At 70.3% G+C, this 24,293-nt stretch carries 24 protein-coding genes; 15 read left to right on the top strand and 9 right to left on the bottom strand.

All coding sequences use genetic code 11. The annotated features are described in order from the left end of the window. Positions 1-393 (bottom strand): TIGR03618 family F420-dependent PPOX class oxidoreductase, encoded by a 393-nt coding sequence (locus ABZ342_RS35090; protein WP_196425487.1) that lies wholly within the window; start codon positions 391-393, stop codon positions 1-3. A 159-nt stretch (positions 394-552) separates the two neighbouring features. On the opposite strand from ABZ342_RS35090, the gene ABZ342_RS35085 reads away from it, so the two are divergent. Beyond that, entirely contained in the window at positions 553-1,767 is a 1,215-nt protein-coding gene (locus tag ABZ342_RS35085; protein ID WP_360482407.1) for a glycosyl hydrolase family 8, read from the top strand. A gap of 51 nt (positions 1,768-1,818) precedes the next feature. Here the strand turns inward: ABZ342_RS35085 and ABZ342_RS35080 are convergent, their stop codons facing one another. Beyond that, positions 1,819-2,805, bottom strand: coding sequence for a Gfo/Idh/MocA family oxidoreductase (locus ABZ342_RS35080; protein ID WP_360482404.1), 987 nt, complete (start codon positions 2,803-2,805; stop codon positions 1,819-1,821). A gap of 96 nt (positions 2,806-2,901) precedes the next feature. Between ABZ342_RS35080 and ABZ342_RS35075 the strand changes: the two genes are divergently transcribed. The 13 genes from ABZ342_RS35075 to ABZ342_RS35015 all read left to right on the top strand — a co-directional run bounded on the left by ABZ342_RS35075 (position 2,902) and on the right by ABZ342_RS35015 (position 15,501). Next, complete coding sequence (locus ABZ342_RS35075; protein WP_360482401.1) at positions 2,902-3,849, top strand: ABC transporter substrate-binding protein; 948 nt, start codon at positions 2,902-2,904, stop codon at positions 3,847-3,849. After that, positions 3,836-4,714 (top strand): amino acid ABC transporter permease, encoded by an 879-nt coding sequence (locus tag ABZ342_RS35070; protein WP_155544888.1) that lies wholly within the window; start codon positions 3,836-3,838, stop codon positions 4,712-4,714. Before ABZ342_RS35075 ends, ABZ342_RS35070 begins: the two co-directional genes overlap by 14 nt. Beyond that, positions 4,707-5,474 carry an amino acid ABC transporter ATP-binding protein gene (locus ABZ342_RS35065; RefSeq protein WP_360482398.1) on the top strand — a complete coding sequence of 256 codons (768 nt, stop codon included), beginning with the start codon at positions 4,707-4,709 and terminating at the stop codon, positions 5,472-5,474. Before ABZ342_RS35070 ends, ABZ342_RS35065 begins: the two co-directional genes overlap by 8 nt. Continuing rightward, positions 5,471-7,189, top strand: coding sequence for an aminotransferase class V-fold PLP-dependent enzyme (locus tag ABZ342_RS35060; RefSeq protein WP_360482395.1), 1,719 nt, complete (start codon positions 5,471-5,473; stop codon positions 7,187-7,189). Before ABZ342_RS35065 ends, ABZ342_RS35060 begins: the two co-directional genes overlap by 4 nt. Positions 7,190-7,243: 54 nt before the next feature. Then, positions 7,244-7,621 (top strand): hypothetical protein, encoded by a 378-nt coding sequence (locus ABZ342_RS35055; protein WP_360482392.1) that lies wholly within the window; start codon positions 7,244-7,246, stop codon positions 7,619-7,621. A 2-nt stretch (positions 7,622-7,623) separates the two neighbouring features. After that, complete coding sequence (locus tag ABZ342_RS35050) at positions 7,624-9,192, top strand: caspase family protein (RefSeq protein WP_360482389.1); 1,569 nt, start codon at positions 7,624-7,626, stop codon at positions 9,190-9,192. A 135-nt stretch (positions 9,193-9,327) separates the two neighbouring features. After that, positions 9,328-10,902, top strand: a complete 1,575-nt coding sequence (locus tag ABZ342_RS35045; RefSeq protein WP_360482386.1) for an alpha/beta hydrolase — start codon at positions 9,328-9,330, stop codon at positions 10,900-10,902. 209 nt (positions 10,903-11,111) lie between these two features. Beyond that, positions 11,112-11,408 (top strand): hypothetical protein, encoded by a 297-nt coding sequence (locus tag ABZ342_RS35040; RefSeq protein WP_360482383.1) that lies wholly within the window; start codon positions 11,112-11,114, stop codon positions 11,406-11,408. Between the two features lie 158 nt (positions 11,409-11,566). Continuing rightward, positions 11,567-12,475, top strand: a complete 909-nt coding sequence (locus ABZ342_RS35035) for an ABC transporter ATP-binding protein (RefSeq protein ID WP_360482380.1) — start codon at positions 11,567-11,569, stop codon at positions 12,473-12,475. Next, positions 12,472-13,203, top strand: coding sequence for an ABC transporter permease (locus tag ABZ342_RS35030; RefSeq protein WP_360482377.1), 732 nt, complete (start codon positions 12,472-12,474; stop codon positions 13,201-13,203). Before ABZ342_RS35035 ends, ABZ342_RS35030 begins: the two co-directional genes overlap by 4 nt. A 57-nt stretch (positions 13,204-13,260) precedes the next feature. Next, complete coding sequence (locus ABZ342_RS35025) at positions 13,261-13,881, top strand: hypothetical protein (protein ID WP_360482374.1); 621 nt, start codon at positions 13,261-13,263, stop codon at positions 13,879-13,881. Continuing rightward, a complete protein-coding gene (locus tag ABZ342_RS35020; RefSeq protein ID WP_155544896.1) occupies positions 13,878-14,189 on the top strand; it encodes a transcriptional regulator in 312 nt (103 codons plus the stop codon). The genes ABZ342_RS35025 and ABZ342_RS35020 overlap by 4 nt, the downstream gene beginning before the upstream one ends. A 1-nt stretch (position 14,190) precedes the next feature. Further along, positions 14,191-15,501, top strand: a complete 1,311-nt coding sequence (locus ABZ342_RS35015; protein WP_360482371.1) for a DNA polymerase IV — start codon at positions 14,191-14,193, stop codon at positions 15,499-15,501. A 1-nt stretch (position 15,502) separates the two neighbouring features. On the opposite strand, the gene ABZ342_RS35010 is transcribed toward ABZ342_RS35015, so the two are convergent. The 5 genes from ABZ342_RS35010 to ABZ342_RS34990 form a co-directional block, all read right to left on the bottom strand. Then, positions 15,503-16,588, bottom strand: a complete 1,086-nt coding sequence (locus tag ABZ342_RS35010) for a glycoside hydrolase family 88 protein (RefSeq protein ID WP_360482368.1) — start codon at positions 16,586-16,588, stop codon at positions 15,503-15,505. A 72-nt stretch (positions 16,589-16,660) separates the two neighbouring features. Further along, positions 16,661-17,317 carry an FCD domain-containing protein gene (locus ABZ342_RS35005; RefSeq protein WP_155544899.1) on the bottom strand — a complete coding sequence of 219 codons (657 nt, stop codon included), beginning with the start codon at positions 17,315-17,317 and terminating at the stop codon, positions 16,661-16,663. A gap of 3 nt (positions 17,318-17,320) precedes the next feature. Beyond that, positions 17,321-18,346 carry an ABC transporter permease gene (locus ABZ342_RS35000; protein ID WP_360482365.1) on the bottom strand — a complete coding sequence of 342 codons (1,026 nt, stop codon included), beginning with the start codon at positions 18,344-18,346 and terminating at the stop codon, positions 17,321-17,323. Further along, complete coding sequence (locus tag ABZ342_RS34995; RefSeq protein WP_360482362.1) at positions 18,343-19,881, bottom strand: sugar ABC transporter ATP-binding protein; 1,539 nt, start codon at positions 19,879-19,881, stop codon at positions 18,343-18,345. The genes ABZ342_RS35000 and ABZ342_RS34995 overlap by 4 nt, the downstream gene beginning before the upstream one ends. A 62-nt stretch (positions 19,882-19,943) precedes the next feature. Further along, positions 19,944-20,918 (bottom strand): substrate-binding domain-containing protein, encoded by a 975-nt coding sequence (locus ABZ342_RS34990; protein ID WP_155544902.1) that lies wholly within the window; start codon positions 20,916-20,918, stop codon positions 19,944-19,946. A gap of 369 nt (positions 20,919-21,287) precedes the next feature. On the opposite strand from ABZ342_RS34990, the gene ABZ342_RS34985 reads away from it, so the two are divergent. Further along, entirely contained in the window at positions 21,288-22,415 is a 1,128-nt protein-coding gene (locus tag ABZ342_RS34985) for a CapA family protein (protein ID WP_360482359.1), read from the top strand. 151 nt (positions 22,416-22,566) lie between these two features. Here ABZ342_RS34985 and ABZ342_RS34980 read toward each other — a convergent pair whose 3' ends face one another. Further along, positions 22,567-23,583 carry a family 2 encapsulin nanocompartment cargo protein polyprenyl transferase gene (locus ABZ342_RS34980; RefSeq protein ID WP_360482356.1) on the bottom strand — a complete coding sequence of 339 codons (1,017 nt, stop codon included), beginning with the start codon at positions 23,581-23,583 and terminating at the stop codon, positions 22,567-22,569. Further along, on the bottom strand, positions 23,580-24,293 hold a 714-nt coding region (locus ABZ342_RS34975), incomplete at its 5' end, for a family 2B encapsulin nanocompartment shell protein (RefSeq protein WP_360482353.1). The genes ABZ342_RS34980 and ABZ342_RS34975, both read right to left, overlap by 4 nt.

Here is a 24,293-nt window from a genome sequence, read left to right as displayed (position 1 = left end):
TCAGGCGTTGCCGAGGATCCGGGTCACCGCGATCTCCAGCACCACGCGCTGCGGGTTCGGCTTGGGCTGCCGGTAGCGCGCGGCGTAGCGGTTTTCCGCGTCCCGCACCGAGTCCGGGTCGTCGCGCAGCACCGCGCGTCCCTCCAAAGTGGACCACTTCGGGCCCTCCAGCTGGCAGACCGCGACCGGGACGCCGTCGGTGCCCGCGGCCCGGATCAGCCGGGCCTTGACGGACGTGCCGAAGGTGATCACGCGGGCGAGGCCGGCGTCGAAGTCCACGGTCACGCCGACCGCGACGACGTGCGGGGTGCCGTCCGGCCGGACCGTCGTCAGGGTGGCCAGCCGGCGTTCGGTCCAGAAGGCGCGGAAGTCCGCGCCGCGGTCGATCTTCATGTGGTCCACGCTAGTCCGTCCGGGTGGCCGAACGGTGGTGAGGCCACTCACGGTAATAGTAAGGAAAGTTTCCTAACAGTATTGACCTGGTCTTGAACCTTCTGTCAGGCTCTGATCGCCCTCGCCGCAGCCAACGATGACTGTCTTTACGGAGGACCGATGAAGAGAATCGTCCGGGCGGTGGTGGCCACGGCCGCGCTGGCCGCCGGGCTGCTGAGCGTGCCGACTGTGCCCGCCGCCGCGTCCGCCGCGGGTACCCCGTACGTGCCGGGAACCCTGCGGCCGTCCGTCTCGCAGGCCACCCAGGACCAGGTGCTGCAGAAGTACTACGACTTCTGGAAGAAGAACTTCCTCACCACCAAGTGCGGCAGCGGCACCTACGCGGTGTTGTCCAAGGACGCCGACCACGCCTTCGTCGCCGAGGGCGAGGGCTACGGCATGACGATCTCGGCGATGATGGGCGACAAGGACCCGGCGGCCCGCTCGATCGTCGACGGGATCCTGAAGTTCGTGAAGGCGCACCCGTCGGTCAACAACAAGGACCTGCACGCGGCCGAGCAGAACTCGAGCTGCAAGAGCGTCAACGGCAGTGACTCGGCCACCGACGGCGACCTCGAAATCGCCTACGGCCTGCTGATCGCGGACAAGAAGTGGGGCAGCACGGGCTCGGTGAACTACAAGGCCGAAGCCGTCCGGATCATCAACGCCGTCAAGAAGAGCGAAGTCAACAACAGCACCAAGTTCACGCTGCTCGGCGACTGGGGCAACGACGCGGAGTACAAGAACAGCTCGCGGTCGTCGGACTGGATGCCGGGGCACCTGCGGGCCTTCGCGGCGGCGACCGGCGACAGCTTCTGGGACCAGGTCCGGACCCGGTCGGAGACGGCGGTGAGCCAGCTGCAGTCGTCGTACGCGCCGAACACCGGCCTGCTGCCGGACTTCGTGGTCGGCACGAACTCGACGCCCAAGCCGGCGCCGGGGAACTTCCTCGAGGGCCCGAACGACGGCAAGTACAGCTGGAACGCCTGCCGCGACCCGTGGCGCCTGGGCGCGGACGCGATCACGGCACCCGGGAGCGCGGCCACGGCCCAGGTCCGCAAGATGAACACGTGGATCAAGTCCGCGACGGGCGGCGACCCCGCGAAGATCCAGAGCGGCTACTCGCTGTCGGGCTCGAAGGTGGAGAGCGGCCAGCACCCCTGCTTCACGGCCCCGTTCGCGGTGGCGGCGATGACGGACGCGGGCAGCCAGGCGTGGCTGGACAAGCTGTGGACGGCGGTTTCGTCGTGGTCCCCGGACGCGACGGACTACTACGGGACCGGGATCACGGTCCAGGTGCTGCTGATCCTGAGCGGCAACTACGTGGCGGCCTAGTCAAGGTGCGTGAAGGGCACAGCGAGGGACTCGCTGTGCCCTTCACGGCTTTCAGCTGGGCTCTCGCACCGGGAGCCCGGCCGCGCGGTAGATCTCGTCGATCACGGTCATCGTCTCGACCGCGTCGGCCGCCGAGGTCTTCACCGGTCCGCCGTGCAGGACGGCCGCCGCGAACGCGTCGAGCTGGTACTCGTACGTCGCCCGGCGGGGGAACTTCTCCGTGCGCCGCGCGCCGCCCACCCGGACCGAAAACCGGTGGTACGCCTGGGGCATCAGCGGGTTGATCACGCTGAGCGAGCCCTTCGAGCCGGTCACCTTCGCGCTGATCTTCAGCACCGACGACGACCACATCGAGCACTCCACCCGGCCGGTGTGACCCGACGGGTAGCGAAGCTCCGCCGTCATCGCCCGGTCGACGCCGGGGGATCGCAGCTTCGCCGTGGCCGAAACCACGGACGGCGTCTCGCCGCCGCCGAAGGTCCGGGCCATGTGGACCGCGTAGCAGCCCGCGTCCATCGTCGCGCCGCCCGCCAGTCCGAGGTTGTAGCGGATGTCCGAGAACTTCGGCAGCGGGAAGCACAACGCCGTCTCCACGCGCTCCAGCGTGCCCAGCTCGCCCGACGCCACGATCTCCTCCACCCGCAGCGCCAGCGGGTGGTAGCGGTAGTGGAACGCCTCCATCACGACGCGATCGGACTCGCCGGCCAGGCGGGCGATCTCCCGCGCCTCCTCCGCGTTGGCCGTGAACGGCTTCTCGCACAGCACGTGCTTGCCCGCTTCCAGGGCCGCCCGCGTCCACCGGCCGTGGAGGCCGTTCGGCAGCGGGTTGTACACGGCGTCGATGTCCGGATCGGCGAGCAGCGCCTCGTACGTCGCGTGCACCCGGGCGATCCCGTGTCGAGTGGCAAACGCTTGCGCGCGTTCTTCCGAGCGCGCCGCGACCGCCGTCACCGAGACCGAAGAGTTCGAAGAAGCGGGCTTGACCAGGGCAGCGGGGGCGATGCTCGCCGCCCCGAGGATGCCGATCCGCAGGCTCATGCGCGCAAGCTAGCACCGAATCAGATTTCAACAGCCAGTTGACCTCTTCAACAACGAGTTGTACCGTTCCGGCCAGCCGAACAGTGGAGGTCCGTTATGTCCCGTTGTCGTGCCGCACAGGCAGTGCTGCTCGCGAGCCTGGCCGTCCTGGTGACGGCCTGTGGTGGTGGCCCGGACGGCGCGGGCGGGACGTCGCAGGCCGCCGGCGCGCCCGCGTCCGGCATCCCGGACACCGCGGCGATCGTCCAGGCCGTGCAGAAGGACGCCCAGCTCAACGCGGCCCTGCCGGCGAACGTCAAGCAGGCGGGGCTGCACCTGGCGTCCAACCTGCAGTCCGCGCCCAACAACTTCTACGCCGCCGACGGCAAGACCCCGATCGGCTACGAGGTCGACCTCGCCAAGGCGATCGCCGCCAAGCTCGGCGTCCCCGTGACCCACCAGGACATGGCGTTCGGCTCGCTCATCACCAGCCTCCAGTCCGGCCGCATCGACCTGACCATGGCCGGCATGAACGACACCAAGGCCCGCCAGGCGCAGATCGACTTCGTCGACTACTTCACCTCGGGCATCACGATCATGATCCGCAAGGGCAACCCGGACGGCATCACCGGACCGGACGCGCTCTGCGGCAAGAACGTCGCCGTCGTGCAGGGCACCAGTCACCAGAAGTTCGCCGAAGCGCAGAGCACGAAGTGCACGCAGGCCGGCAAGCCCGCGCTGAACGTCACCGCGACCGACAGCGACAACCAGAACCAGAACCAGCTGCGCACCGGCCGCGTCGCGGCGATCCTCAACGACCTCCCCAGCGCCGTCTTCATCTCGCGGACGGCGGGCGACGGCAAGTTCTTCGAGGTCGTCCCGGGCGAGCCGATCGAGGGCGGGCCGTACGGGATCGGCGTCAACAAGGCCAACACGCCGCTGCGGGATTCCGTGCAGAAGGCACTGCAGGCCCTCATCGCCGACGGCACCTACGGCAAGATCCTGCAGGCCTGGGGCGTCGAGCAGGGCGCGATCAAGGAGGCCGCGGTCAATGGCGGGTCCTGAACCGCTGCCCATCGTCCGGCTCCGCCACTGGGGGCGGTGGGTCGCCGCCGCGATCATCCTCGCGCTGCTCGTGCTGCTGGGCATCGCCCTGGGCAATGCGCAGATCGCGTGGAACCAGGTCCCGGACTTCGTCTTCTACAAGGTGATGGCGACCGGCCTGCTCAACACCGTCGTGCTGGCGGTGCTGTCGCAGGCCGTCGCGATCGTGCTCGGCATCGTCATCGCCCTGCTGCGCCGCAGCGCCAACCCGGTCGCGCGGTGGTTCGCGGCCGGCTACATCTGGATCTTCCGCGGCCTTCCCGTGCTGCTCCAGATCCTCCTTTGGTACAACCTGGCGCTCGTCTTCCCGGTCATCGACATCCCGTTCCTGGTCCACGAGCAGACGAACGTGCTGATCAGCGCGTTCACCGCCGCGTTCCTCGGCCTCGCGCTCAACGAAAGCGCGTACATGGCCGAGATCGTCCGCGCCGGGCTGAACAGCGTCGACAGCGGCCAGACCGAAGCCGCGAAGTCGATCGGCATGACGCCGGCCGCGACCCTGCGCCGGGTCGTGCTGCCGCAGGCGATGCGCGTGATCATCCCGCCGACCGGCAACGACTTCATCAACATGCTCAAGGGCACGTCGATGGCGTCGGTGATCGGCGTGACCGAGCTGATCCACGCGGCCAACAACATCTCGTCGAACAACCTGCTGGTGATGGAGACGCTGCTGGCCGCGGCCGTCTGGTACATGGTCGTGGTGACCGTCGCCGGGGTCGGCCAGCACTACCTGGAACGCTCGTTCGGGCAGGCCGATCGCGGGCCGCTTTCCCGCGCCGGCAAGGCGTTGCGCGGCGTGCCGCTGGTGAGGAGTGCCCGTGTCTGAGCCCCTGTTGCGCGCGGTTGGCGTCAAGAAGTCCTACGGCCACACCGAGGTCCTCGGCGGCATCGACCTGGACGTCCACAAGGGACAGGTCGTCTGCCTGCTCGGGCCGTCCGGCGCCGGGAAGAGCACGTTCCTGCGCTGCATCAACCACCTCGAGACGATCGACGCCGGCCAGATCTGGGTCGACGGCGAGCCGATCGGCTTCCGGCAGCGCGGCGGCAAGCTGTACGAGCTGCGCGAACGCGACGTCGCCCGCCAGCGCCGCGACATCGGCATGGTGTTCCAGCGGTTCAACCTGTTCGCGCACCGGACGGCCCTGGAGAACGTCGTCGAAGGGCCGATCCGGGTCCTCGGCCTCAAACCGGACGAGGCGCGCAAGCAGGGCCTCGAGCTGCTCGACCGCGTGGGCCTCGGGCATCGCGGCGACGCCTACCCGGCGCAGCTGTCCGGCGGGCAGCAGCAGCGCGTCGCGATCGCGCGGTCGCTGGCGATGAAACCCAAGCTGATGCTGTTCGACGAGCCGACGTCGGCGCTGGACCCGGAGCTGGTCGGGGAGGTGCTGGAAGTGATGAGTACGTTGGCGGGGGAGGGGATGACGATGGTCGTCGTGACGCACGAAATGAGCTTCGCCGCGGAGGCCGCCGACGAGGTGGTGTTCCTGGCCGACGGCGCCGTCGTCGAGACCGGGCCGCCTTCGGAGGTGCTCAGCGCCCCGAAGCACGAGCGGACCCGGCAGTTCCTGGCGAGGATCCTCGCGTGACGCGGATTTCGCCCCGGTACCTGCTCCAGTTCGACGAGCCCGCCGGCTACCTCGACTTCGCCCGGTTCGGGCCGCCGTCGCACGCGGTGCTCGACACGACGGCCGCGCTGCTCGACCAGGCCACCACGGCCGGTCCGTCCACTGTGGACGAGCTGATGCGGCAGGAGATCCGGGCCAAGGCCGCCGCCGCGCGGCTGTCCGGCTCGGACACCGACCACACGGTCCTGCTGCCGAACACCAGCCTCGGGTTGTTCCAGGCCGCGTTCCACAGCAGCGGCGACGTCCTGGTGTCGGCCGCGGAGTTCCCCGCCAACACCTACCCGTGGGCGCGCGCCGAACAGGCCGGACGCCTTCGCGTCCGCCGCCTGACCGGCGGTTACGTGACCCCAGAGCGGGTCGCGGAAGCGTTGACGCCGGAGATCACCACGGTCAGCGTCAGCGCGGTCGACTTCCGCACCGGCTTCCGCGCCGACCTCGCGGCCCTGCGGGACGTCGTCGGCGACCGGCTGCTGGTCGTCGACGGCATCCAGGGCTTCGGCGTGGTCGAGGAGCCGTGGGAGGCCGCCGACGTCCTGGTCGTCGGCGGGCAGAAGTGGCTGCGCGCGGGCTGGGGGACCGGCTTCGCGGTGCTGTCCGATCGCGCGCTGGAGCGGATGGACCCCCTGCTGTCGGGCTGGACCGGCGCGCGCGACCCCGGCCTGTTCGACGACGAGATCCACCCGCAGGACGTCACCGCCCAGTCCTGGTCCATTTCGAACCTCAGCCCGATCACGTCGGGCGCGTTCGCCGAGGCCCTGGAGCTGGTGGAGGACGCCGGTGTCGGCGCCATCGCGGCGCGGATCGCCGAGCGGATCGCCTCCTTCGAAGAGGTGCTGGCGTCCTGCGGCGCCGAGGTCGTGTCGGCAACTGAACGGCGGGCGGGCATCCTGGCGTTCACCCTGCCCGGGCACCCGGCCGAGCAGGTCGGCGCGGCGCTGGCCACGGCGGGAATCGCGGCGACCGTGCGGCCCGAGCACGTCCGGCTCTCGCCGCACGCTTCCACTCCGGCGGCCGCCGCGGATCTGCTCCGGGAAGCGCTGGAGACGCTGACGAAGCCGCGCGAACCGCTGGTCGTCCCGGCCGCGGGCGCGACGACGCACGAGGTGCTGACCGCGCTGGTGCCCGCGATCCCGGGGCTGGCCGCGATGCTCGGGCCGGGCAACGAGGTGCTGCTGCACGACCTGAGCCGGCTGCCGGACTCGATCGTCGCGATCGCGGGCGACCTGACCGGCCGCAACGTCGGCGGCCCGATGACCGACCTGCTGCTCGGCCTGGTCCGCCGCGGTACCACCCAGGACCTGACGAACTACCGCACGCACGGCCCGGACGGCCGCCCGATCCGCTCGTCGACGCTGTTCCTGCGCGACGCCGACGGGGTCGCGGTCGGCTGCCTGTGCGTCAACAGCGTCGACGGGTCCGCGCCGGCGGGCGGCAACGGGGAACCGGAGACTTTCCCACCGGACGTCGACAGCCTGCAACGCTTCCTCGTCGACCGCGCGGTCACCAAGGCCGGGATCCCGGTGGACCTCATGAAGAAGCGGCACAAGGCGGCGGTGGTCCGGGAGCTCGACGAAGCCGGTTATTTCCTCATCAAGGACGCGGTCGACCACCTGGCCGGGCGCCTCGACGTCACGCGCTACACGATCTACAACTACCTCAACGAAATCCGCGCCTGACGCTGCCCGAACGGACCTTGCCCGCGGTCCGATCCGGAGCGCACCATGGCGCGCATGACCGAACCGGACACGCGGCGGGCGGTGCTCCGCCTCGAAGCGGCGGACGCCGACGACGAGGAGCTCGACCGGCTCGCCCGGCGCCTGCGGGCGGAGCTGGGCGAGCTCGACGTCGAGCTGCGCGCGGTGCCGGGCGAGCTGCCGGACGGCGCGAAGGCAGCCGACCCGGTGACCGTCGGCTCGCTGCTGGTGGCGTTCAGCGCGGCCGGTGGGGTGTTCCCGGGCCTGGTGGAGACGCTGAAGGAGTGGCTCGGCCGCCAGGCGGGCCGCCACAAGATCAAGATGACGATCGACGGTGACACGGTCGAGCTGGAGCGGGCGACGTCGGCCGAGCGGCAGCAGCTGATCGAGGCGTTCGTCCAGCGGCACGGTTAGCAGTGACCGGCCGCCACGCTCTGCTGATCGCGACCGAAACGTACGCCGACCCGGCGTTGCGCCGCCTGATCGCGCCCGGAGGCGACGCGCGGGCGCTGGAAGGGGTGCTGAGCGATCCGTCGATCGCCGGGTTCGAAGTGACGACGCTGATCGACCAGCCGCACCACGTGGTGGGGGAGGCGATCGGCGAGTTCTACCGCGTTCGTCGTCGTGACGAGCTCACGCTGCTGTACTTCACCGGCCACGGTGTGAAGGACGACGACGGGAGCTTGTACCTGGCGATGGCCAACACACGCCGCGACAGCCTGATGTTCACGGCGCTGGCGGCGGAGCTCGTCGACCGGGCAATGGCCGGCTGCCCGTCGCGGCAGAAGGTGCTGGTGCTGGACTGTTGTTACAGCGGCGCGTTCCCGGCGGGCAAACTGGCGAAGGCGGGCACGGACGTGCACACGCTGGAGCGGTTCCAGGGCCGCGGCCGCGCGGTGCTGACGGCGTCGGACGCGACGCAGTACTCGTTCGAGGGTGATGCGGTGGTGGGCTCGGCGGCCCGTTCGGTCTTCACGCGGCACTTGGTGGCGGGCCTGCGCGACGGCAGCGCGGATCTCGACGGAGACGGTGACGTCACGGTCGACGAGCTGTACAGCTACGTCCACGAGCGCGTGGTGGCGGAGATGCCGCGGCAGCGGCCGAAGCACCAGTCCGATGTGGAGGGCCGGATCGTGCTTGCCCGGAATCCCCGGTGGACGTTGCCGGAGTACCTGAGGCACGGCTTGGCGAGCCCGATCGCGGCGGACCGGTTGAGCGCGCTGGAGGGGTTGAAGCGGCTGAACCGGATGGGGAACGCGGTGGTGCGAGAGCGCACGGCGACGGAGATCCGGCGGCTGGTGGACGACGACAGCCGGGCGGTGTCGGGGGCCGCGACGGCGTGGGCGGCGGAGGCGGACTCGCCGGCCGGGGAGGTGCCGCCCGGCGGGCGATCACCGGCCGAGGAACCGCCGATGGTCGCGGTGGTGGCGGAGGCGGACTCGTCGGCCGGGAAGACGGTGGCCGAGGAACCGCCGGCGGTTTCCGAACCGGCCACGGTGATGAGGGAGGCGCCGGTCGGCGAGCGGCAGGCGGTTCCGGGGCCCGCCGCCGTGCCGGAGCAGGCCCCGCGACCACCGGTCGCCGGGCTGCCGGCCCGGGCACCGGCATTCGAGCCGAGCACGGCCGCGCCGCCGGTCGTACGCAAGCCGGGCGCGCAGACCGGCGGGGCACCACCGAACCCGTCCTCCGCGCCGCCCCGGGCAGTCCGCGCCGGCCCGCCTCGGGACCGGCCGTCATCGATGCCGGAGCAGCATTTTCTTCCGCCCTCATCGGAGCGGACCACGCCTCGGTCGCCGTCCGCGGCCGGCGAGCGGCGGCCGTTCTTCCAGACCGCGAAGTCCGACTTCCTGATCGCCGGAGTGCTGTTGGTCCTCGTCGGTGTCCTCGTGGTGATCGGCATCACGCCCGCCGGGCTCGGGGTCGTCTCCCTGTTCTTCTGGTTCTTCGTCGGCAGGGGTGTCTTCCGGCAGCGGCGGTCCGAGTAGGAGCGCGGGGTCCGCGGATCCGATTTCCGCCTTTCGTAGGGCATTCGCGGCCGCCCGCCCCGTTTGCGGTCCCCGAATGCTCCCGGCGGGACTAGGGTTCACCCGCCCGAAGTCGCAGGGGAAAGGGAGAAAACAGTGAGACGTACCGTTTTCGCCGCGGTGGCCGCCGTCGCGGTGGCGTCCGCGCTCGTGGCCGCTCCGGCCGCGACCGCGGCGCCCGCACCGGCAGCCGGGACGATCGCCTGGGGGCCGTGCACCGACCCCACGCTCGTCGCCGCCGGCGCCGAATGCGGGTACCTGGGGGTTCCCCTCGACTACTCCAAGCCGCACGGCGAGCAGATCCAGCTCGCCGTCGACCGCGTCAAGCACAAGGTGCCCGACGCGCAGTACCAGGGCGTCATGCTGACCAACCCGGGTGGCCCCGGCGGCTCCGGGCTGCTGCTCGCGACCCGCGGCCCGCGCGTGCCGAACCACGCCGGCGACGCCTACGACTGGATCGGTTTCGACCCGCGCGGCGTCGGTTCCAGCAAGCCCGCGCTGAGCTGCGACCCGAACTACATGGACTACAACCGTCCCCAGTACGTGCCGTTCACCCCGCAGCTGGAGAAGACCTGGCTGAACCGCTCCAAGGGGTACGCCGAGGCCTGCGCGAAGAACAACTCGAAGGCCCTGCTGGAGAACATGAAGACGACCGACACGGTCAAGGACATGGACTCCATCCGCAAGGCACTCGGTGCGAAGCAGCTGAACTTCTACGGCTACTCCTACGGCACCTACCTCGGTCAGGTGTACGGGACGCTGTTCCCGCAGAACGTCCGCCGGATGGTGCTCGACTCGACCGTCGACCCGCGCGGCGTCTGGTACGGCGACAACCTGGACCAGGACGTCGCGTTCGACAAGAACATCCTCATCTGGTTCGGCTGGCTCGCCCAGCACGACGACGTCTACCACCTCGGCAAGACCCAGTCCGCGGTGCAGCGCGTGGTCAACGAGCAGCTGCTCAAAGCGCAGTTCAACCCGGCGGGCGGCGTGATCGGCCCGGACGAGATCCTCGACGTCATCCAGCAGGCTTCGTACTACCAGCTGCGGTGGACGCTGCTGGGCGACGCGCTTTCGCGGTTCGTCAACCAGGGCGACTGGCAGAACTGGAAGTCGCTGTTCGAGGCCTTCGGCGGCCGCGGCGACGACAACGGTTACGCGGTCTACCTGGCCGTCCAGTGCTCCGACGTCCAGTGGCCGCAGAGCTGGAACCAGTGGAAGATCGACAACTGGAAGACGTTCACCAAGGCGCCGTACTTCACCTGGCAGAACGCGTGGTTCAACGCGCCGTGCCTGTACTGGCCCGCGAAGGCCGGCAAGCCGACCAAGGTCGACGGTCGCGGCGTCCAGAGCGTCCTGATGATCGACGAGACCCTGGACGCGGCGACGCCGTTCCCGGGCAGCCTCGAGGTCCGCAGCCGCTTCCCCGGCGCGTCGCTGATCGCGGAGCCGGGTGGCACGAGCCACGCGATCACCCCGCGCGGCAACGCGTGCGTGGACAACAAGATCGCGGACTACCTGGCGACGGGCGCGCTCCCGGCCCGCAAGCCGGGCCGCACGGCCGACGTCGAGTGCGCCCCGCTGCCCCAGCCGACGCCCCCGGCGCCGACCGCGGCGAAGGCCGATCTCGGCGCGACTCAGGGTTTGGTGGCCGGGCGGTTCACCGGCTGACCTGCGGAAAACCCGTGACGGACGGGGTGTCGCGCGCGCTGCCCGGCACCCCGTTTTGTTGTGAGGCCGGGTTGTCGAGGGTGTCACGTCGCAGTCGACCGTCGACCAGGTCGGCGGCAAGCCGGTGTCCTCCGGCGGCTGATGGCCTGTCCATCTGGCCGGTCTCCCGGCTAAGGGTCAGAGGGAAAGCCAAGAAAATGGAGAACGTCATGACTGTCGAGAAGCTGCCGGATCTGCTCGCCGTCATGATGCCGCGCGATACGGCCGAGGGTATCCGGGAGGCTCTGCGGGACGTCGAGCGAGACGACCCGGTCGCAGTTCGCTACGCGCTCGCTCGTCGCGAGCAGTCCCGTCTCGACGAGGCCCGCGCGGCCGGCGTGGCCACCGACGTCGCCGACTGGCGCGGCCGCGAGTGGCTCTGGAGGTCGCTGCTCCAGCCGACGTCCCCGCGCAAGGCCGACCTGGGTGCCACGCAGGGTCTGGTGGCCGGGCGGTTCACCGGCTGACCAGCGGAAACCCGTGACGGACGGGGTGTCGGGCACGCTGCCCGGCACCCCGCTTTTCGTGCTTTCCGGAAACGTAGGCTTTGAAATTGCGCGGACTTTGTGTTACAAAGTTCGCAGCGACTTTGCGATGCAAAGTCCACGGACGAAAGGAGAGCGCCATGACTGGGGGACCGGCGTTCGCGCTCCAGCGGCTGACCAAGCGGTTCGGGCGGGTCACCGCCGTCGACGGGGTTTCCGTCGAGGTCGCGCGCGGCGAGGTGGTCGCGCTGCTCGGGCCGAACGGGGCGGGCAAGTCGACCACCGTCGACATGCTGCTCGGGCTGACCAAGCCGGACGCGGGGGCGGTGACCGTCGCCGGGGGCAGCCCGCGCGAGGCCGTCGACCGCGGGCTGGTCGGCGCCATGATGCAGAACGGTGCGCTGCTGGGGGACGCCACCGTCGGCGAGATCGTCGACCTCATCGTCTCGACGCACGTCAAGCCGCTGCCCGCCGCGGAGGTGATCGCGCGGGCCGGCCTGGAGAACCTCGTCAAGCGCCGCTGCGGCAAGCTCTCCGGCGGCGAACGGCAGCGCGTCCGCTTCGCCCTCGCGCTGGCCGGCGACCCGCAGGTGCTGGTGCTCGACGAGCCCACCGCCGCGATGGATGTCGACGGCAGACGTGCGTTCTGGGCGGCCATCCGCGAGTTCGCCGCCACCGGCCGGACCGTCCTGTTCGCGACGCACTACCTCGCCGAGGCCGAGGACTACGCCGACCGCGTCGTGCTGATGCGCCACGGCGTCGTCGTCGCCGACGGCCCGGTCGCCGAAGTCCGGGCCGGGGTGTCCGGGCGGGTGCTCAAGGCCGTCGTGCCGGACGCCACCGAAACCGACCTGGCCGCGCTGCCGGGTGTCACGACCGTCCAGCTGCGCGCCGGCCGCGCCGAGCTGGCCTGCTCCGACTCCGACGCCGCCATCCGCGCGTTGCTGGCGAAGTACCCGCAGGCGGGCGGCATCGAAATCACCGCGCTGGGCCTCGAAGAGGCCTTCCTGGCGCTCACCGCAGACGAGACCGAAGGGGCGGCCGCGTGAACACCACCTACCTGAGCCTGGAGATCAAGCGGATCGTCCGCAGTCCCCAGTTCACGATCTTCACCATCGGCATGCCGACGGCGATGTACCTGCTGTTCGGGTCCATCTTCGGCGACACGCTCCTGGACAACGGCCTGCACTCCAGCACCCAGACGATGATCACCATGGCGGCGTACGGCGCCAGCGGCGGCGCCCTGTTCACCGGCACCCGGGTGGCGCAGGAGCGCACCGACGGCTGGCAGCGCCAGATCCGCCTGACGCCGATGCGCGGCCCCGGTTACCTGGCGGTGAAGGTCGCCTCGGCGATGGCCGTCGCCCTGCCGGTGCTCCTGGTCATCTTCCTCGTCGGCTTCCTGCGCGGCGAGCAGCTCGGGCTGGCCGACTGGGGCCGGCTGCTGGTCTTCCTGTGGGCGGCCACGCTGCCGTTCGCCGTGCTCGGGCTGGCGATCGGCCTGTTCGGCAAGGGCGACACGGTCGGCGCGGTGACCGGTGCGCTGATGATGCCGCTCGGCATGCTCGGCGGGCTGTGGATCCCGCTGGAGTTCCTGCCCGGCTGGATGACGACGCTGGCGCACTTCGTGCCGACCTACTGGCTGCGTCGCGTCGGTGTCGACCCGCTGACGCACGCGTCCGGGACGTGGGTCGCGGTGCTCGTGCTGGCGGGCTGGCTGGTCGTGCCCGCGCTGGTCGTGGTGCGCCGGTTCCGGCTGGACACGGCGCGGCTGTAAGTGCTTGTTAACCTCCGTGCAGTACTGAGGGGTCTGCGCGGACGAAGGGCGGGACGGGTGGACGACGAGCCGATGTCGGCGGAGGAGTCGCTGAACCTGATCGCCCAGCAGTCCCGGCGCAACCGCCGGGAACTGGGCGGGGGCCCCGCGCGCATGCTCGCCGCGTGGGCCTTCGCCTGGCTGCTCGGCTGGGGGTTCACCTACTTCGCGACGCAGACCGCGAGCGTGCCCGGCTGGCTTTGCGGGGTGCTCGTCGCGGTGCTGTTCGTCTTCGCGATCACCTACACCGGATACGTGAGCGCCCGGGCCGGCCGGGGAATCCGCGGCCCGTCCCGGACGGTCGGCGCGATGTACGGCTACAGCTGGGCGCTCTCCTCGATCGGCCTGAGCGTGATCGACATCCGGATCACGCAGTTCGGGTCGCTGACCTCCGACCAGGTGTCGCTGCTGTGGTCGGGCACCTGGCTGCTGCTCACCGGTGGCCTGTACCTCGCCGGCGGCATGCTCTGGCAGGACAAGCTGATGTACGGCCTCGGCACGTGGATGATCGTCTCGGCCGGGCTCAGCGTGGTGGTCGGGTTCCCGGCCAACTTCCTGGTGCTGGCGCTGTGCGGTGGCGGCGGCTTCCTGCTCGCGGCGATCGTCTACTTCGTCCGTGAGAAGTCCGGCCGCCGATGAGCGACCTGCCGCAGCTCGACCCGGTCATCCACGCCCAGGCGCGGCTGCGGGTCACCGTCGCGCTCGCCGGGCTCCACACCGACGACCAGATCACCTTCCCGCGCCTGCAGCAGCTCCTGGACATGACGGCCGGCAACCTCTCGACGCACCTGCGCAAGCTCGAGGACGCCGAGTACGTCGAGATCACCAAGGCCTACGAGCACCGCACGCCGGTCACGCTGGTCCGGCTGACCGCGGCCGGGCGCGCGGCGTTCGAGAGCTACACCAAGGCGCTGCACCAGCTGCTGGACGCCACCGGCGGGGACTGACGTGGCCCGCTGGGTGATCCACCTCGACCTGGACGCCTTCTACGCGTCGGCCGAGCAGCTCACCCGCCCGACGCTGGCGGGGCGTCCGGTGCTCGTCGGCGGCACCGGGCCACGCGGTGTCGTCGCGGGCGCGAGCTACGAGTCCCGCGCGTTCGGCATCAAGTCGGCGATGCCGATGGCGCAGGCGCGGCGGCTGCTCCCGGCGAACGGCGTGATCGTGCCGCCGCGGTTCCGCGTCTACGAACGGCTCAGCCAGGAGGTCTTCGCCGTCGTCACGTCGGTGGCGCCGGTGCTGGAGAAGATCTCCCTGGACGAGGCGTTCGCCGAGCCGCCGGCGCTGGCGGGCGCGTCGCTCGACGAGGTGACTTCCTTCTGCGCCTCGCTGCGGTCCCGCATCCGCGAGGAGACCGGGCTGGTGGCGTCGATCGGCGCGGGCAACGGGAAGCAGATCGCCAAGATCGCGTCGGACGAAGCCAAGCCGGACGGCCTGCTCGTGGTGCCGCAGGGCACCGAACGGGAGTTCCTCGCGCCGCTGCCGGTGCGCGCGCTGTGGGGCATCGGGCCGGTGGCCGAGGGCAAGCTGCGGTTCGTCGGCGTCCAGACGCTCGGGCAGCTGGCGGCACTGTCCGAACAGGACGCGGTCGCGACGCTGGGCGGCGTGGTCGGCCGCGATCTGCGTCGCCTGGCGACGGGCTTCGACGACCGCCCGGTGGCCGACCGCGGCGAGACCAAGCAGGTCAGCGCGGAGACGACGTTCGACACGGACATCAAGGACCTGGCCTCGTTGCGGGCGGAGGTCCGGCGGATCGCGGTGGGGGCGCACAAGCGGCTGGTCAAGGCCGAGCGCGTGGCCCGCACGGTGGTGATCAAGCTGCGGCACACGGACATGCACACGGTGACCCGCTCCGAGACGATCTCCGCGCCCACGGACGACTTGGCGGAGCTTTCGGCGGTGGCGGAACGCCTGCTGCTGGACCCGGCGGAGTTCGGCGGCATCCGGCTGGCGGGCGTCGCGTACAGCGGGTTGTCGGTGCCGCACCAGGACGCGCTGTTCAGCCTCTCCGTTCCGGAAGCCCCGGCTTCGACGGTGGTCACCGCCGCGGCCCCGGTCGCCGCCCCGCCGCCGTCGGAGTGGCGGCAGGGCGACGACGTGGTGCACGAAGAGTTCGGCACGGGCTGGGTCCAGGGCGCGGGCCACGGCCGCGTGACGGTCCGGTTCGAGCACCGGACGAGTGGCCCCGGCGCGGCGAAGACGTTCCCCCAGACCGACCCGGCCCTGACCCGCGGCGACCCCGGCGACTGCCTGCGCTGACCTACTCGGCCGAGCAGCCCTGCAGCTTGGCCACTTCCTGGCCCGCCAGGAGGAACGCGCCGACGCCGTAAGCCGCCGTGTCGGACGCTTGCGCCGTCGCCGGGCGGTCGCCGACCGGCTGCACGTAACCGACCTTGCCGTCGGCCTGCAACGCCTTCGTCGACAGCGCCGTCCACGCCTTGTCCACCACCGGGCGGAACCGCTTCGCGTCCAAGACGCCCGCGCTGATGCCCCAGCCGATGCCGTACGTGAAGAACGCCGTGCCGCTCGTCTCCGGGCCGCCGTGGTCCCACGGGTTCAGCAGGTCCGAGTTCCAGAAGCCGTCACGGCGCTGCACCAGCGCCAGCGTCGAGGCCATCTTCTTGTAGACGCGCAGGTACTCCGGCCGGCGCGGGTCGTCCGTCGGCAGCACCTGCAGCACCTTCGTCAAGGCCGCCAGGGCCCAGCCGTTGCCGCGCGACCAGAACACGCCCGAGCCGGCGAACCGCGCGTCGCGGTACCAGAGGCCCGTGAACTCGTTGTACAGCTTGTGTTCCGACGACTTGAACAGCTTGTCCATGGCGTCCGAATAGGACGGATCGTGGTCGATGACGCTCATCCGCGCGAACGACGGCATCGCCATGTTCAGCGCGTCGACGTAGTTCCAGTAGTCGCGGTGCCCGGCCTGCACGGACGCGACCTCGTCCTTGATCCGGGTGCGGATCGAGTCGAGCGAGATCTCCGGGTGGAAGTACGTGTACAGGTCCAGGTACGCCTCGCCGGCGGCCTGGTTGTCCGGGAAGAACGGCCGCTTCGGGTCGAGCGGTAGCTGGTAGTTGTTGGCCTGCGCCCACGGCAGCGTCTTGTGGTTGGACTGGCCGGTGGTCCGGACCAGCGCGAGGTTGCCGACGTGGAACGTCGCGTTCTGCCAGTCCGGGGCGGCCAGGTTCGTCCCGTTGGTCACCCAGTAGTTGCCCGCCGCGACCATCTGGTCGGTGATCGGGCAGGCCGGCGGGGCTGCCGCGGTGGCCGCCGGTGCAGTGAACAGGCTGCCCGCCACCGCAGCGGCCGCGAGCACGCCGAAGCCACGAATACCCGGGAAACGCATGAATGCGTCCTCCTCAGCACGTCATGGCGGCGGGTGGGTCGCAGCGAGTGTTCAGGCTTCCCGGTGGACGTGTCAAGGTGCCGGTGAGCGGTACGGCGCAACGGTTTCCAGCAACCGGCGCGACGCGGATTCGGCCCCGTCGGCGTTCTTCGCCAGCACCAGCGTCAGCACGCGGGAGTGCGCGACGAGCTCCAGCGGCTCGCCGTGCGCCCGCAGTGCCGCGACGACGGGCACCTGCAGCTGCGCGATGAGCGCGTTGCCGGAAGCGCGGATCAAGGCCGCGTGGAACTCCGAGTCGGCGTCGTGGAAGGCCGCGGTGTCCCCGCGTTCCACCGCGTCCGCCATCAGCTCGTAGGCCGCGGCCATCGCCGACAGCTCGCCCGGACGCCGGTGGTGCGCGGCCAGCCGGGCCGCCTGCGGCTCGATGGTCAGCCGCAGCTCCTGCAGCTCGTGCAGGTGCTTGCGGCCGTCGGGCCCGTTGACGCGCCACGCGATGACGTCCGGGTCGATCGCGTCCCACGCCTCCGGTGGCAGCGTCCACGTACCGACCCGCGGCCGCGCGGTCACCATGCCCTTGGATTCCAGCACGCGCAACGCTTCGCGGACCACTGTCCGGGAAGCGGAGAAGCGGCGGCCGAGCTCCTCGGGGACGAGCGGCTGCCCGTCCCCGAGGACGCCTTCCACGATGAGCCTGCCCAGTTCGTCCACTATCCGGGCGTGGAGGTTCACCCGCTACTCGGGCAGGCCGACGCGGCGCTCTCCGCTGCGCAGCTGCTGCAGCACGACCGCGATCACGAGCAGGGCGCCGTGGGCGACGTTCTGCCAGAACGGGTTGATGCCCAGCCCGGACATGCCGTTGTCGAGCACGCCCAGGATGATCACCGCGAGCACCGTGGAGATGATCGACCCGCGGCCGCCCTTGAGCATCGTGCCGCCGAGCGCCGCGCCGGTGACGGCCTGCAGCTCCAGGCCCTCGGACCCGGACACCGGCTGCCCGGAGCCCGTCCGCGCGGTGATCAGCACGCCCGCGACCGCCGCGACCACGCCGGCCAGCGCGTACACGCCGATGATGTACCGGTTGATGTTGATGCCGGCCAGCCGCGCGGCGGTGTCGTTGCCGCCGATGGCGTAGACGTTGCGGCCGATGTCGGTGTACTTGAGCAGGAAGTGCAGCAGCGCCGCGACGATCAGGAACACCCACACCAGCGACGGCAGGCCCGCGATCGCGCCCTTGGCCAGGAAGATGAACAGGTCGTCGCCGCCGGTGTACCCCTGCGACTTGCCGTCCGAGATGACCTGCGCGACCCCCTTGTAGGTGGCGAGCATGGCCAGCGTCGCGACGACCGGGTTGACCCGGCCGAAGATGATGATCATGCCGTTGATCAGGCCGCAGAGGATGCCGACGCCGACCGCGGCGAGGATGCCGACCCCGGCGCTGCCGGTCGAGGTGAACACCATCGCCGAGATGACCGAGGCGAGCCCGGCCATCGACCCGACCGAGATGTCCAGCGCGCCCAGGATGATCACCAGTGTCTGCACCAGGGCGAGCAGCCCCATGATGGTGATCGCGCTGCCGATCAGCAGCAGGTTGTTGGTGCGCAGGAAGTTGTCGTTCAGGATGCTCAGCAGGACGATCAACGCGATCAGCGTGATGATCAGGCTGGAGTTCTGCACGCCGATGCCGGTGAGCACGCGGCGCGCGGCGCTCGGCTGCGCGGGTGCGGCGGGGGCCGTCGTTTCCTTGGTGGGGGTACTCATGCGCCGATCTCCTGCTGTTCTTCTACTGCGGGTTCGGTTTCGGGGATGGCGAGGGTCAGCACGGCTTCCTCGGTCGCGTCTTCGCGGCTGATCTCGCCGGCCAGGCGCCCGGCGCGCATCACGAGGATGCGGTCGGCCAGCGTCAGCACCTCGGGCAGGTCGGAGGAGATGACCAGCAGCGCGATGCCTTCCGCGGCGAGACCGTCGATGATCCGGTAGATCTCGGCCTTCGCGCCGACGTCGACCCCGCGGGTCGGCTCGTCGAGGATCAGCAGCTTCGGACGCCGCGCGAGCCAGCGTGCGAGGACCGCCTTCTGCTGGTTGCCGCCGGACAGCTTGCGGACTTCCTGCTCCATCGACGGCGTCCGCACGCGAAGCTCGTTGATGTACTCCTCGACGAGCGCGCGTTCCTTCGCCCGCTTCACGACGCGGAAGCGGCGAAGGCGGTCGAGCACCGAGATGGAGATGTTGTCGCGGACGGACCGCTGCATGAGCAACGCGTCCGTCTTGCGCTCTTCGGGCGCGAAGCCGATGCCGGCCTTGACCGCGTCACCCGGGTTGTGCGCGCGCAGCCGCTTGCCGTCCAGCTCGACCGTGCCCGACCGGATCGGCAGGTCGCCGACGATCGCGCGGGCCAGCTCGGAGCGTCCGGCGCCGACCAGCCCGGCCAGGCAGACGACCTCGCCCGCGCGGACCTCCAGCGAGATGCCGGTGACGTCGTCGGTCGTGATGTCGTCGAGCTTCAGCACGACGTCGCCGGTGTCCTGCGTGGTGCGGCGTTCGAGGGCCGAGAGGTCGCGGCCGATCATCATCCGGACCAGGCCGGGCTCGTCGGTCTCCGCGACCTGCTGGACGCCGACGAGCTTGCCGTCGCGCAGCACGGCGACCCGGTCGGCGAGCTGGAAGATCTCCTTCATCCGGTGCGAGACGTAGACGACCGCGACGCCGCTGTCGCGCAGCCGTCCGATCAGCCGGAAGAGCGCCTCGACCTCGTGCTCGGACAGCGACGACGTCGGCTCGTCGAACGCGATCACCTTCGGCGGGGTGGCCGCGGTGAGGACGCGCAGGATCTCGACGATCTGGCGCTGGGCGGCCGACAGCGCGACACCGAGCGTCGCCGGGTTGAGGACGCCTTCGAAGCCGTACTCGGCGAGTGCGTCCTGCGTCGCCTTCAGCAGCGTGCGGCGGTTGAACACGCGCGCCTTGGCCGGGAGCTCGCCGACGAAGACGTTCTCCGCCACCGAAACGTGCGGGATGATCTCGGGTTCCTGGTAGATCACGCGGACCCCGGCGGCCATCGCCGCGCGCGGGGTGTCGAACGTGACCTCGGTGCCGTCGAGCAGCAGGCGCCCGTCGTCGGGGCCCTGGTCGCCGGAGAGGACGCGCAGCAGCGTCGACTTCCCGGCGCCGTTCTCGCCCATCAACGCGAGCACCTCGCCGGAGCGGAACTCCAGCGAGACGTCGTCGAGGGCGGTGACGCCGGAGAAGCGCTTGCCGATGCCCTCGACGGCGAGCGCGGCAGGAGAGCTGGACATGATCGCCCTTCGAGCGGTGGAGCCCGCGGACGGTGCGCACGGCACCGCCCGCGGGAGTTCGGTCAGGTGCAGTTGACGCCGGCCTGCTTGTAGTTGTCCTTGTTGACGATCGTGGTCTTCGCGATCGTCTCCGCGGGCAGCTCCTTGCCGTTCTTCACCTTGTCCACCAGCACCTGGATCGCCGAGCGGCCGACCTCGGCGCCGGAGATGTACAGCGCGGACTTGTTGCCGGTGTCCTTGCCGGCCGCCCAGTCCTTGCAGTCCAGGTAGGCGCCGAGCCCGACGCCGATGATGTTGTTCGCCTGCACGCCCGAGTTGGCGAGCGCGGTCACGACCCCGGTCTCGTTCTCGTCGTTGCAGCCCCAGACGACCCAGTGCTTGACGCCGGGGTTGGAGCCGATCACCGCGCCGGAGCGGTTCTGCGCGTCGACGGGGGAGTTGTCGGTGCCGACGTCGATCACCTGGACGCCCGGGTCGCCGGCCTTCGCGAACGCGGACTTGGCGGCGTTGACGCGGTCGGTGCAGACGCTCAGGTCCTGCTTGTACGCGCTGATGATCTTCGTGTCGGCGGCGGTCCAGCCGGCCGCCTTGAACAGCTTCCCGGCCTCGGTGCCGACCGAGTCGCCCATCTGGCTGCCGTTGAAGCCGACGAACGGGGCCTTCGCGCCGGTGCCGTCCTTGATGACGTCGTCGGAGGCGATGATCGGGATGCCCGCGCTCTTCGCCTTATCGATCACCTGCGGGCCGATGGCCTGGTCCGGGACGACGATGGCGACGCCGTTCGCGCCCTGCGCGACCGCGGCGTCCAGTTCGGTGATCGCCTTGTTGGCGTCCTGGCCGAGGTTGACGACCTTGAGCTCGACGCCGAGCTCCTTCGCCTTCTCCTGCGCCCCCTGCGCCTGCTCGACGAAGTACTGCTGGTCACCCTGTTTCTGCAGGTAGTAGAGGGTGATCTTGCCGTTGGCGGGCGCCTGCTGCGATGCGGGCGCCTCGGTCTTGCCGGAGGAGCACGAAGCCATCAGGACGCCGGAAATCAAACAACAACCAACAACGCTCCAGGTGCGCAGCCTGTGCGAGTGTGGGGACATCGTTGCTCCCAAGTAGGCCGGGGTTCGAGTGGCGCGTGGGGGCGCCGGTGAGTGACTGGTATTACAAAACACCCGTTCGTGCAGCGTCAAGTCGCAGTTAGCGGAGCGATACCTACTCTGGGTAGTTGCATCGTGGCACACGCCCGCGTGATTTATCGTATTTTTTCGGGGCTGTCCTGCACGTTGTCCGGTTTTGTCTTGTGCGAATGTTCTGATCGGTGTTGTCGACTGTGGTGGAAGTTTCCGTTGAACGGGAGGGCGCACGTGCCGGGTTCGTCCGGATGGCAGGATGGCCGGACCACAGCAGCAGGGGGACCGATGACGAAGCTCCGCGTCGCCGCGCTCGCCGGGGTCGCCGTCCTGGCGGCCGCGTGCAGCAGCCCGCCGCAGTCCGGTCCGGCGCCGACGCCGTTCCCGGAGACGGCTCCCACCTCGTCGGAGGCCGCGCCGGACGGCTCGTTCAGCGTCGTCGCGACCGGCGACGTCCTGATCCACCCGGCGCTCACCGAGCAGGCCGAGGCCGACGGCGGCGGGAAGATCGACTACCGGCCGCTGCTCGCCGGGATCAAGCCGCTGATTTCCGGCGCCGACCTCGGGATCTGCCACCTCGAGACGCCGCTGGCGCCGGAAGGCGGCCCGTACAGCGGCTATCCGTCGTTCAGCGCACCGCCGGAGATCGCGGACGCGCTCAAGGACACCGGCTACGACACCTGCTCGACGTCGTCCAACCACACGATCGACCAGGGCGCCGACGGCGTGAAGCGGACGCTGGACAAGCTCGACGCCACCGGGATCAAGCACACGGGCTCGGCGCGGTCGGCCGCCGAAGCGGCGAAACCGCTGATCCTCGACGTCCACGGCGTGAAGGTCGCGCAGGTGTCGTACGCCTTCGGGTTCAACGGCATCAAGGTGCCGGCCGGGAAGCCGTGGCTGGCCAACCAGATCGACGTCGACGACGTCCTGGCGTCGGCTCGCAAAGCGCGCGAGGCCGGGGCGCAGGTCGTGATCGCGAGCCTGCACTGGGGTGTCGAGTACCAGCACGACCCGACGGCCGAGCAGCGGTCGCAGGCCAAGAAGCTCCTGGCGTCGGACGACATCGACCTGATCGTCGGCCACCACGCGCACGTCGTCCAGCCGTTCGAAAAGATCGGCGACAAGTGGGTGGCCTACGGGCTCGGCAACAGCGTCGCCCGCCACTCCGAGCCGCGCGGTGACACGGAGGAGGGTGCGGCGGCCCGCTTCCGCTTCGTCCGCGACGGCGACCGCTGGAAGGTCGACAAGGCGGAGTACATCCCGACGTACATCAAGCTGGACAACCCGATCCGCTTGATCGACTTGTCGACATCACCGGCGTCGGCACAGGTCACGAAGGCCCTGGGCGACACGGACAAGAACATCCTGAGCCTCAAAGCGGACAAAGCCGGCCTCACCCGCCCCGGCAAGTAACCGTGATCAGACGGTCGACACGCGTGATTGAGGAGTCGACACGCGTGATTGAAGGGTCGACACGGCAGCCACCGGCCTACCGCGGCGTGTCGACCCTTCAATCACGTGAGTTGGCGTTCTGATCACGGGAGTTGGCGCTTCGATCACGGGGTCAGTGGGTGCGGGTGGTGATCAGGCGGGCCAGGGCGGCCAGTTCGGCTGCCGGGCGGGAGACCGGGTTCACCGTTGCCAGCTCGCGCAGGCCCTTCGCCACCAGTGCCGCGGCCTGGGCCTGGCTCCACTGGCGGCCGCCGGCTTCGTCGACGAGCGTGGCCGCGAGGGCCAGCTCGACGTCGTCCAGCGGGTCGGTGCCGGAGTACAGCGTCGCCAGCTCCGCGCCCGCCGAGGTGCCGGACGCCAGCGCCGTCACCACCGGGAGTGACTTCTTGCGGTTCTGCAGGTCCGAGTACACCGGCTTGCCCGTCTCCGCGGGGTCGCCCCAGATCCCGAGCAGGTCGTCGACGTGCTGGAACGCCAGCCCGATCGACCGGCCGAACGCGCCGAACCGCGGCGCCGCCTCGGGCCGCCCGGCGAGCAGCGCGCCCAGCTCGCAGGAGGCGCCGATCAACGCCGCCGTCTTGCCGCCGGCCATCCGGACGCACTCCGCCTGCGTGACGTCGTCGCGCTGCTCGAAGTCGACGTCGGCGGCCTGGCCTTCCAGCAGTTCGAGCACACCCTGGGACAGCAGCCTCGCGCCGTCGGGCGTCAGTTGTTCGAACGCCACGCTCAGCAACGCGTCTCCGGCGAGCACCGCGGGCCCGGTGCCGAACACCGTCCACGCCGTCGGGCGGTGCCGCCGGGTGGTGTCGCCGTCCATGACGTCGTCGTGCAGCAGCGAGAAGTTGTGCACGAACTCGACCGCGACGGCGGCGGGCACGGCGTCCGCCGGGGTACCGCCCGCGGCTTCCGCGCACAGCAGCACGAGCGCAGGCCGCAACGCCTTGCCGCCGTCCGCCGACGACGGCTCGCCGTGGGCGTCTTCCCAGCCGAAGTGGTAGCCGGCGATCCGCCGCATCGTCTCGGGCAGCCGCTCGGCCGCGGTGCGCAAAGCCGGGTCGACCAGGCTCTTGCTCCACGCGAGGACGTCGGCGAGGGGGCGGGCGGCGGTCCGGGAGTCCATGGTCGTCATCGGCCGACCTCCACGTCGTCGAGCACGCCGAGTGCGTCCGGGACCAGGACGGCGGCGGAGTGGTAGGCGCTGACCAGGTAGGACGTGACGGCGCGGTCGCTGATGCCCATGAACCGGACGTTCAACCCGGGTTGGTACTCGTCCGGCAGTGACTGGGGACGGAGGCCGATGACGCCGGCGTCGTCTTCGCCGGTGCGCATGGCCAGGATCGAGGTGGTGCCGGTGTCGGTGATCGGGATCTTGTCGCAGGGCAGGATGGGGACGCCGCGCCAGGTGTGGACGCGTTTGCCGTCGAGGACGCCGGTGTCGGGGTAGACGCGTGCCCGGGTGCATTCTCGGCCGAACGCGGCGATGGCGCGGGGGTGGGCGAGGAAGAATTTCGTCTTGCGGCGTCGGCAGAGCAGGTCGTCGAGGTCGAGGGGTGTGGGTGGGCCGGTGCGGGTGGTGAGGCGCTGCTTGAGATCGGTGTTGTGCAGGAGCCCGAAGTCGGTGTTGTTGACCAGTTCGTGTTCTTGGCGTTCCCGTAACGCTTCGACGGTGAGCCGCAGCTGTTGTTCGAGCTGGTTCATGGGCTGGTTGTAGAGGTCGGTGACGCGGTTGTGGACCCGCAGGATCGTTTGGGCGACGGCGAGGTCGTATTCGCGGGGTGAGGGGTCGTAGTCGACGTAGGTGCCGGAGAGGGTCGGTTCGCCGTCGTGTCCGGCGGAGAG

Origin of the sequence: Amycolatopsis sp. NPDC005961 (assembly GCF_040629235.1) — a bacterium.
Taxonomy (GTDB): Bacteria; Actinomycetota; Actinomycetes; order Mycobacteriales; family Pseudonocardiaceae; genus Amycolatopsis; species Amycolatopsis camponoti.
Note: the sequence above shows the minus strand (reverse complement) of the source record. Positions and strands in the feature narration are given on the sequence as shown.

Bases quoted from the DNA above. Each gene is read 5' to 3' on its own strand.
- ABZ342_RS35020 (WP_155544896.1), top strand. From the start codon at position 13,878: ATGAGCGACCTGCCGCAGCTCGACCCGGTCATCCACGCCCAGGCGCGG.
- ABZ342_RS35080 (WP_360482404.1), bottom strand. From the start codon at position 2,805: ATGAGCCTGCGGATCGGCATCCTCGGGGCGGCGAGCATCGCCCCCGCT.
- ABZ342_RS35070 (WP_155544888.1), top strand. From the start codon at position 3,836: ATGGCGGGTCCTGAACCGCTGCCCATCGTCCGGCTCCGCCACTGGGGG.
- ABZ342_RS35040 (WP_360482383.1), top strand. From the start codon at position 11,112: ATGACTGTCGAGAAGCTGCCGGATCTGCTCGCCGTCATGATGCCGCGC.
- ABZ342_RS35075 (WP_360482401.1), top strand. From the start codon at position 2,902: ATGTCCCGTTGTCGTGCCGCACAGGCAGTGCTGCTCGCGAGCCTGGCC.
- ABZ342_RS35035 (WP_360482380.1), top strand. From the start codon at position 11,567: ATGACTGGGGGACCGGCGTTCGCGCTCCAGCGGCTGACCAAGCGGTTC.
- ABZ342_RS34995 (WP_360482362.1), bottom strand. From the start codon at position 19,881: ATGTCCAGCTCTCCTGCCGCGCTCGCCGTCGAGGGCATCGGCAAGCGC.
- ABZ342_RS35055 (WP_360482392.1), top strand. From the start codon at position 7,244: ATGACCGAACCGGACACGCGGCGGGCGGTGCTCCGCCTCGAAGCGGCG.
- ABZ342_RS35090 (WP_196425487.1), bottom strand. From the start codon at position 393: ATGAAGATCGACCGCGGCGCGGACTTCCGCGCCTTCTGGACCGAACGC.
- ABZ342_RS35000 (WP_360482365.1), bottom strand. From the start codon at position 18,346: ATGAGTACCCCCACCAAGGAAACGACGGCCCCCGCCGCACCCGCGCAG.
- ABZ342_RS35010 (WP_360482368.1), bottom strand. From the start codon at position 16,588: ATGCGTTTCCCGGGTATTCGTGGCTTCGGCGTGCTCGCGGCCGCTGCG.
- ABZ342_RS35085 (WP_360482407.1), top strand. From the start codon at position 553: ATGAAGAGAATCGTCCGGGCGGTGGTGGCCACGGCCGCGCTGGCCGCC.
- ABZ342_RS34985 (WP_360482359.1), top strand. From the start codon at position 21,288: ATGACGAAGCTCCGCGTCGCCGCGCTCGCCGGGGTCGCCGTCCTGGCG.
- ABZ342_RS34980 (WP_360482356.1), bottom strand. From the start codon at position 23,583: ATGACGACCATGGACTCCCGGACCGCCGCCCGCCCCCTCGCCGACGTC.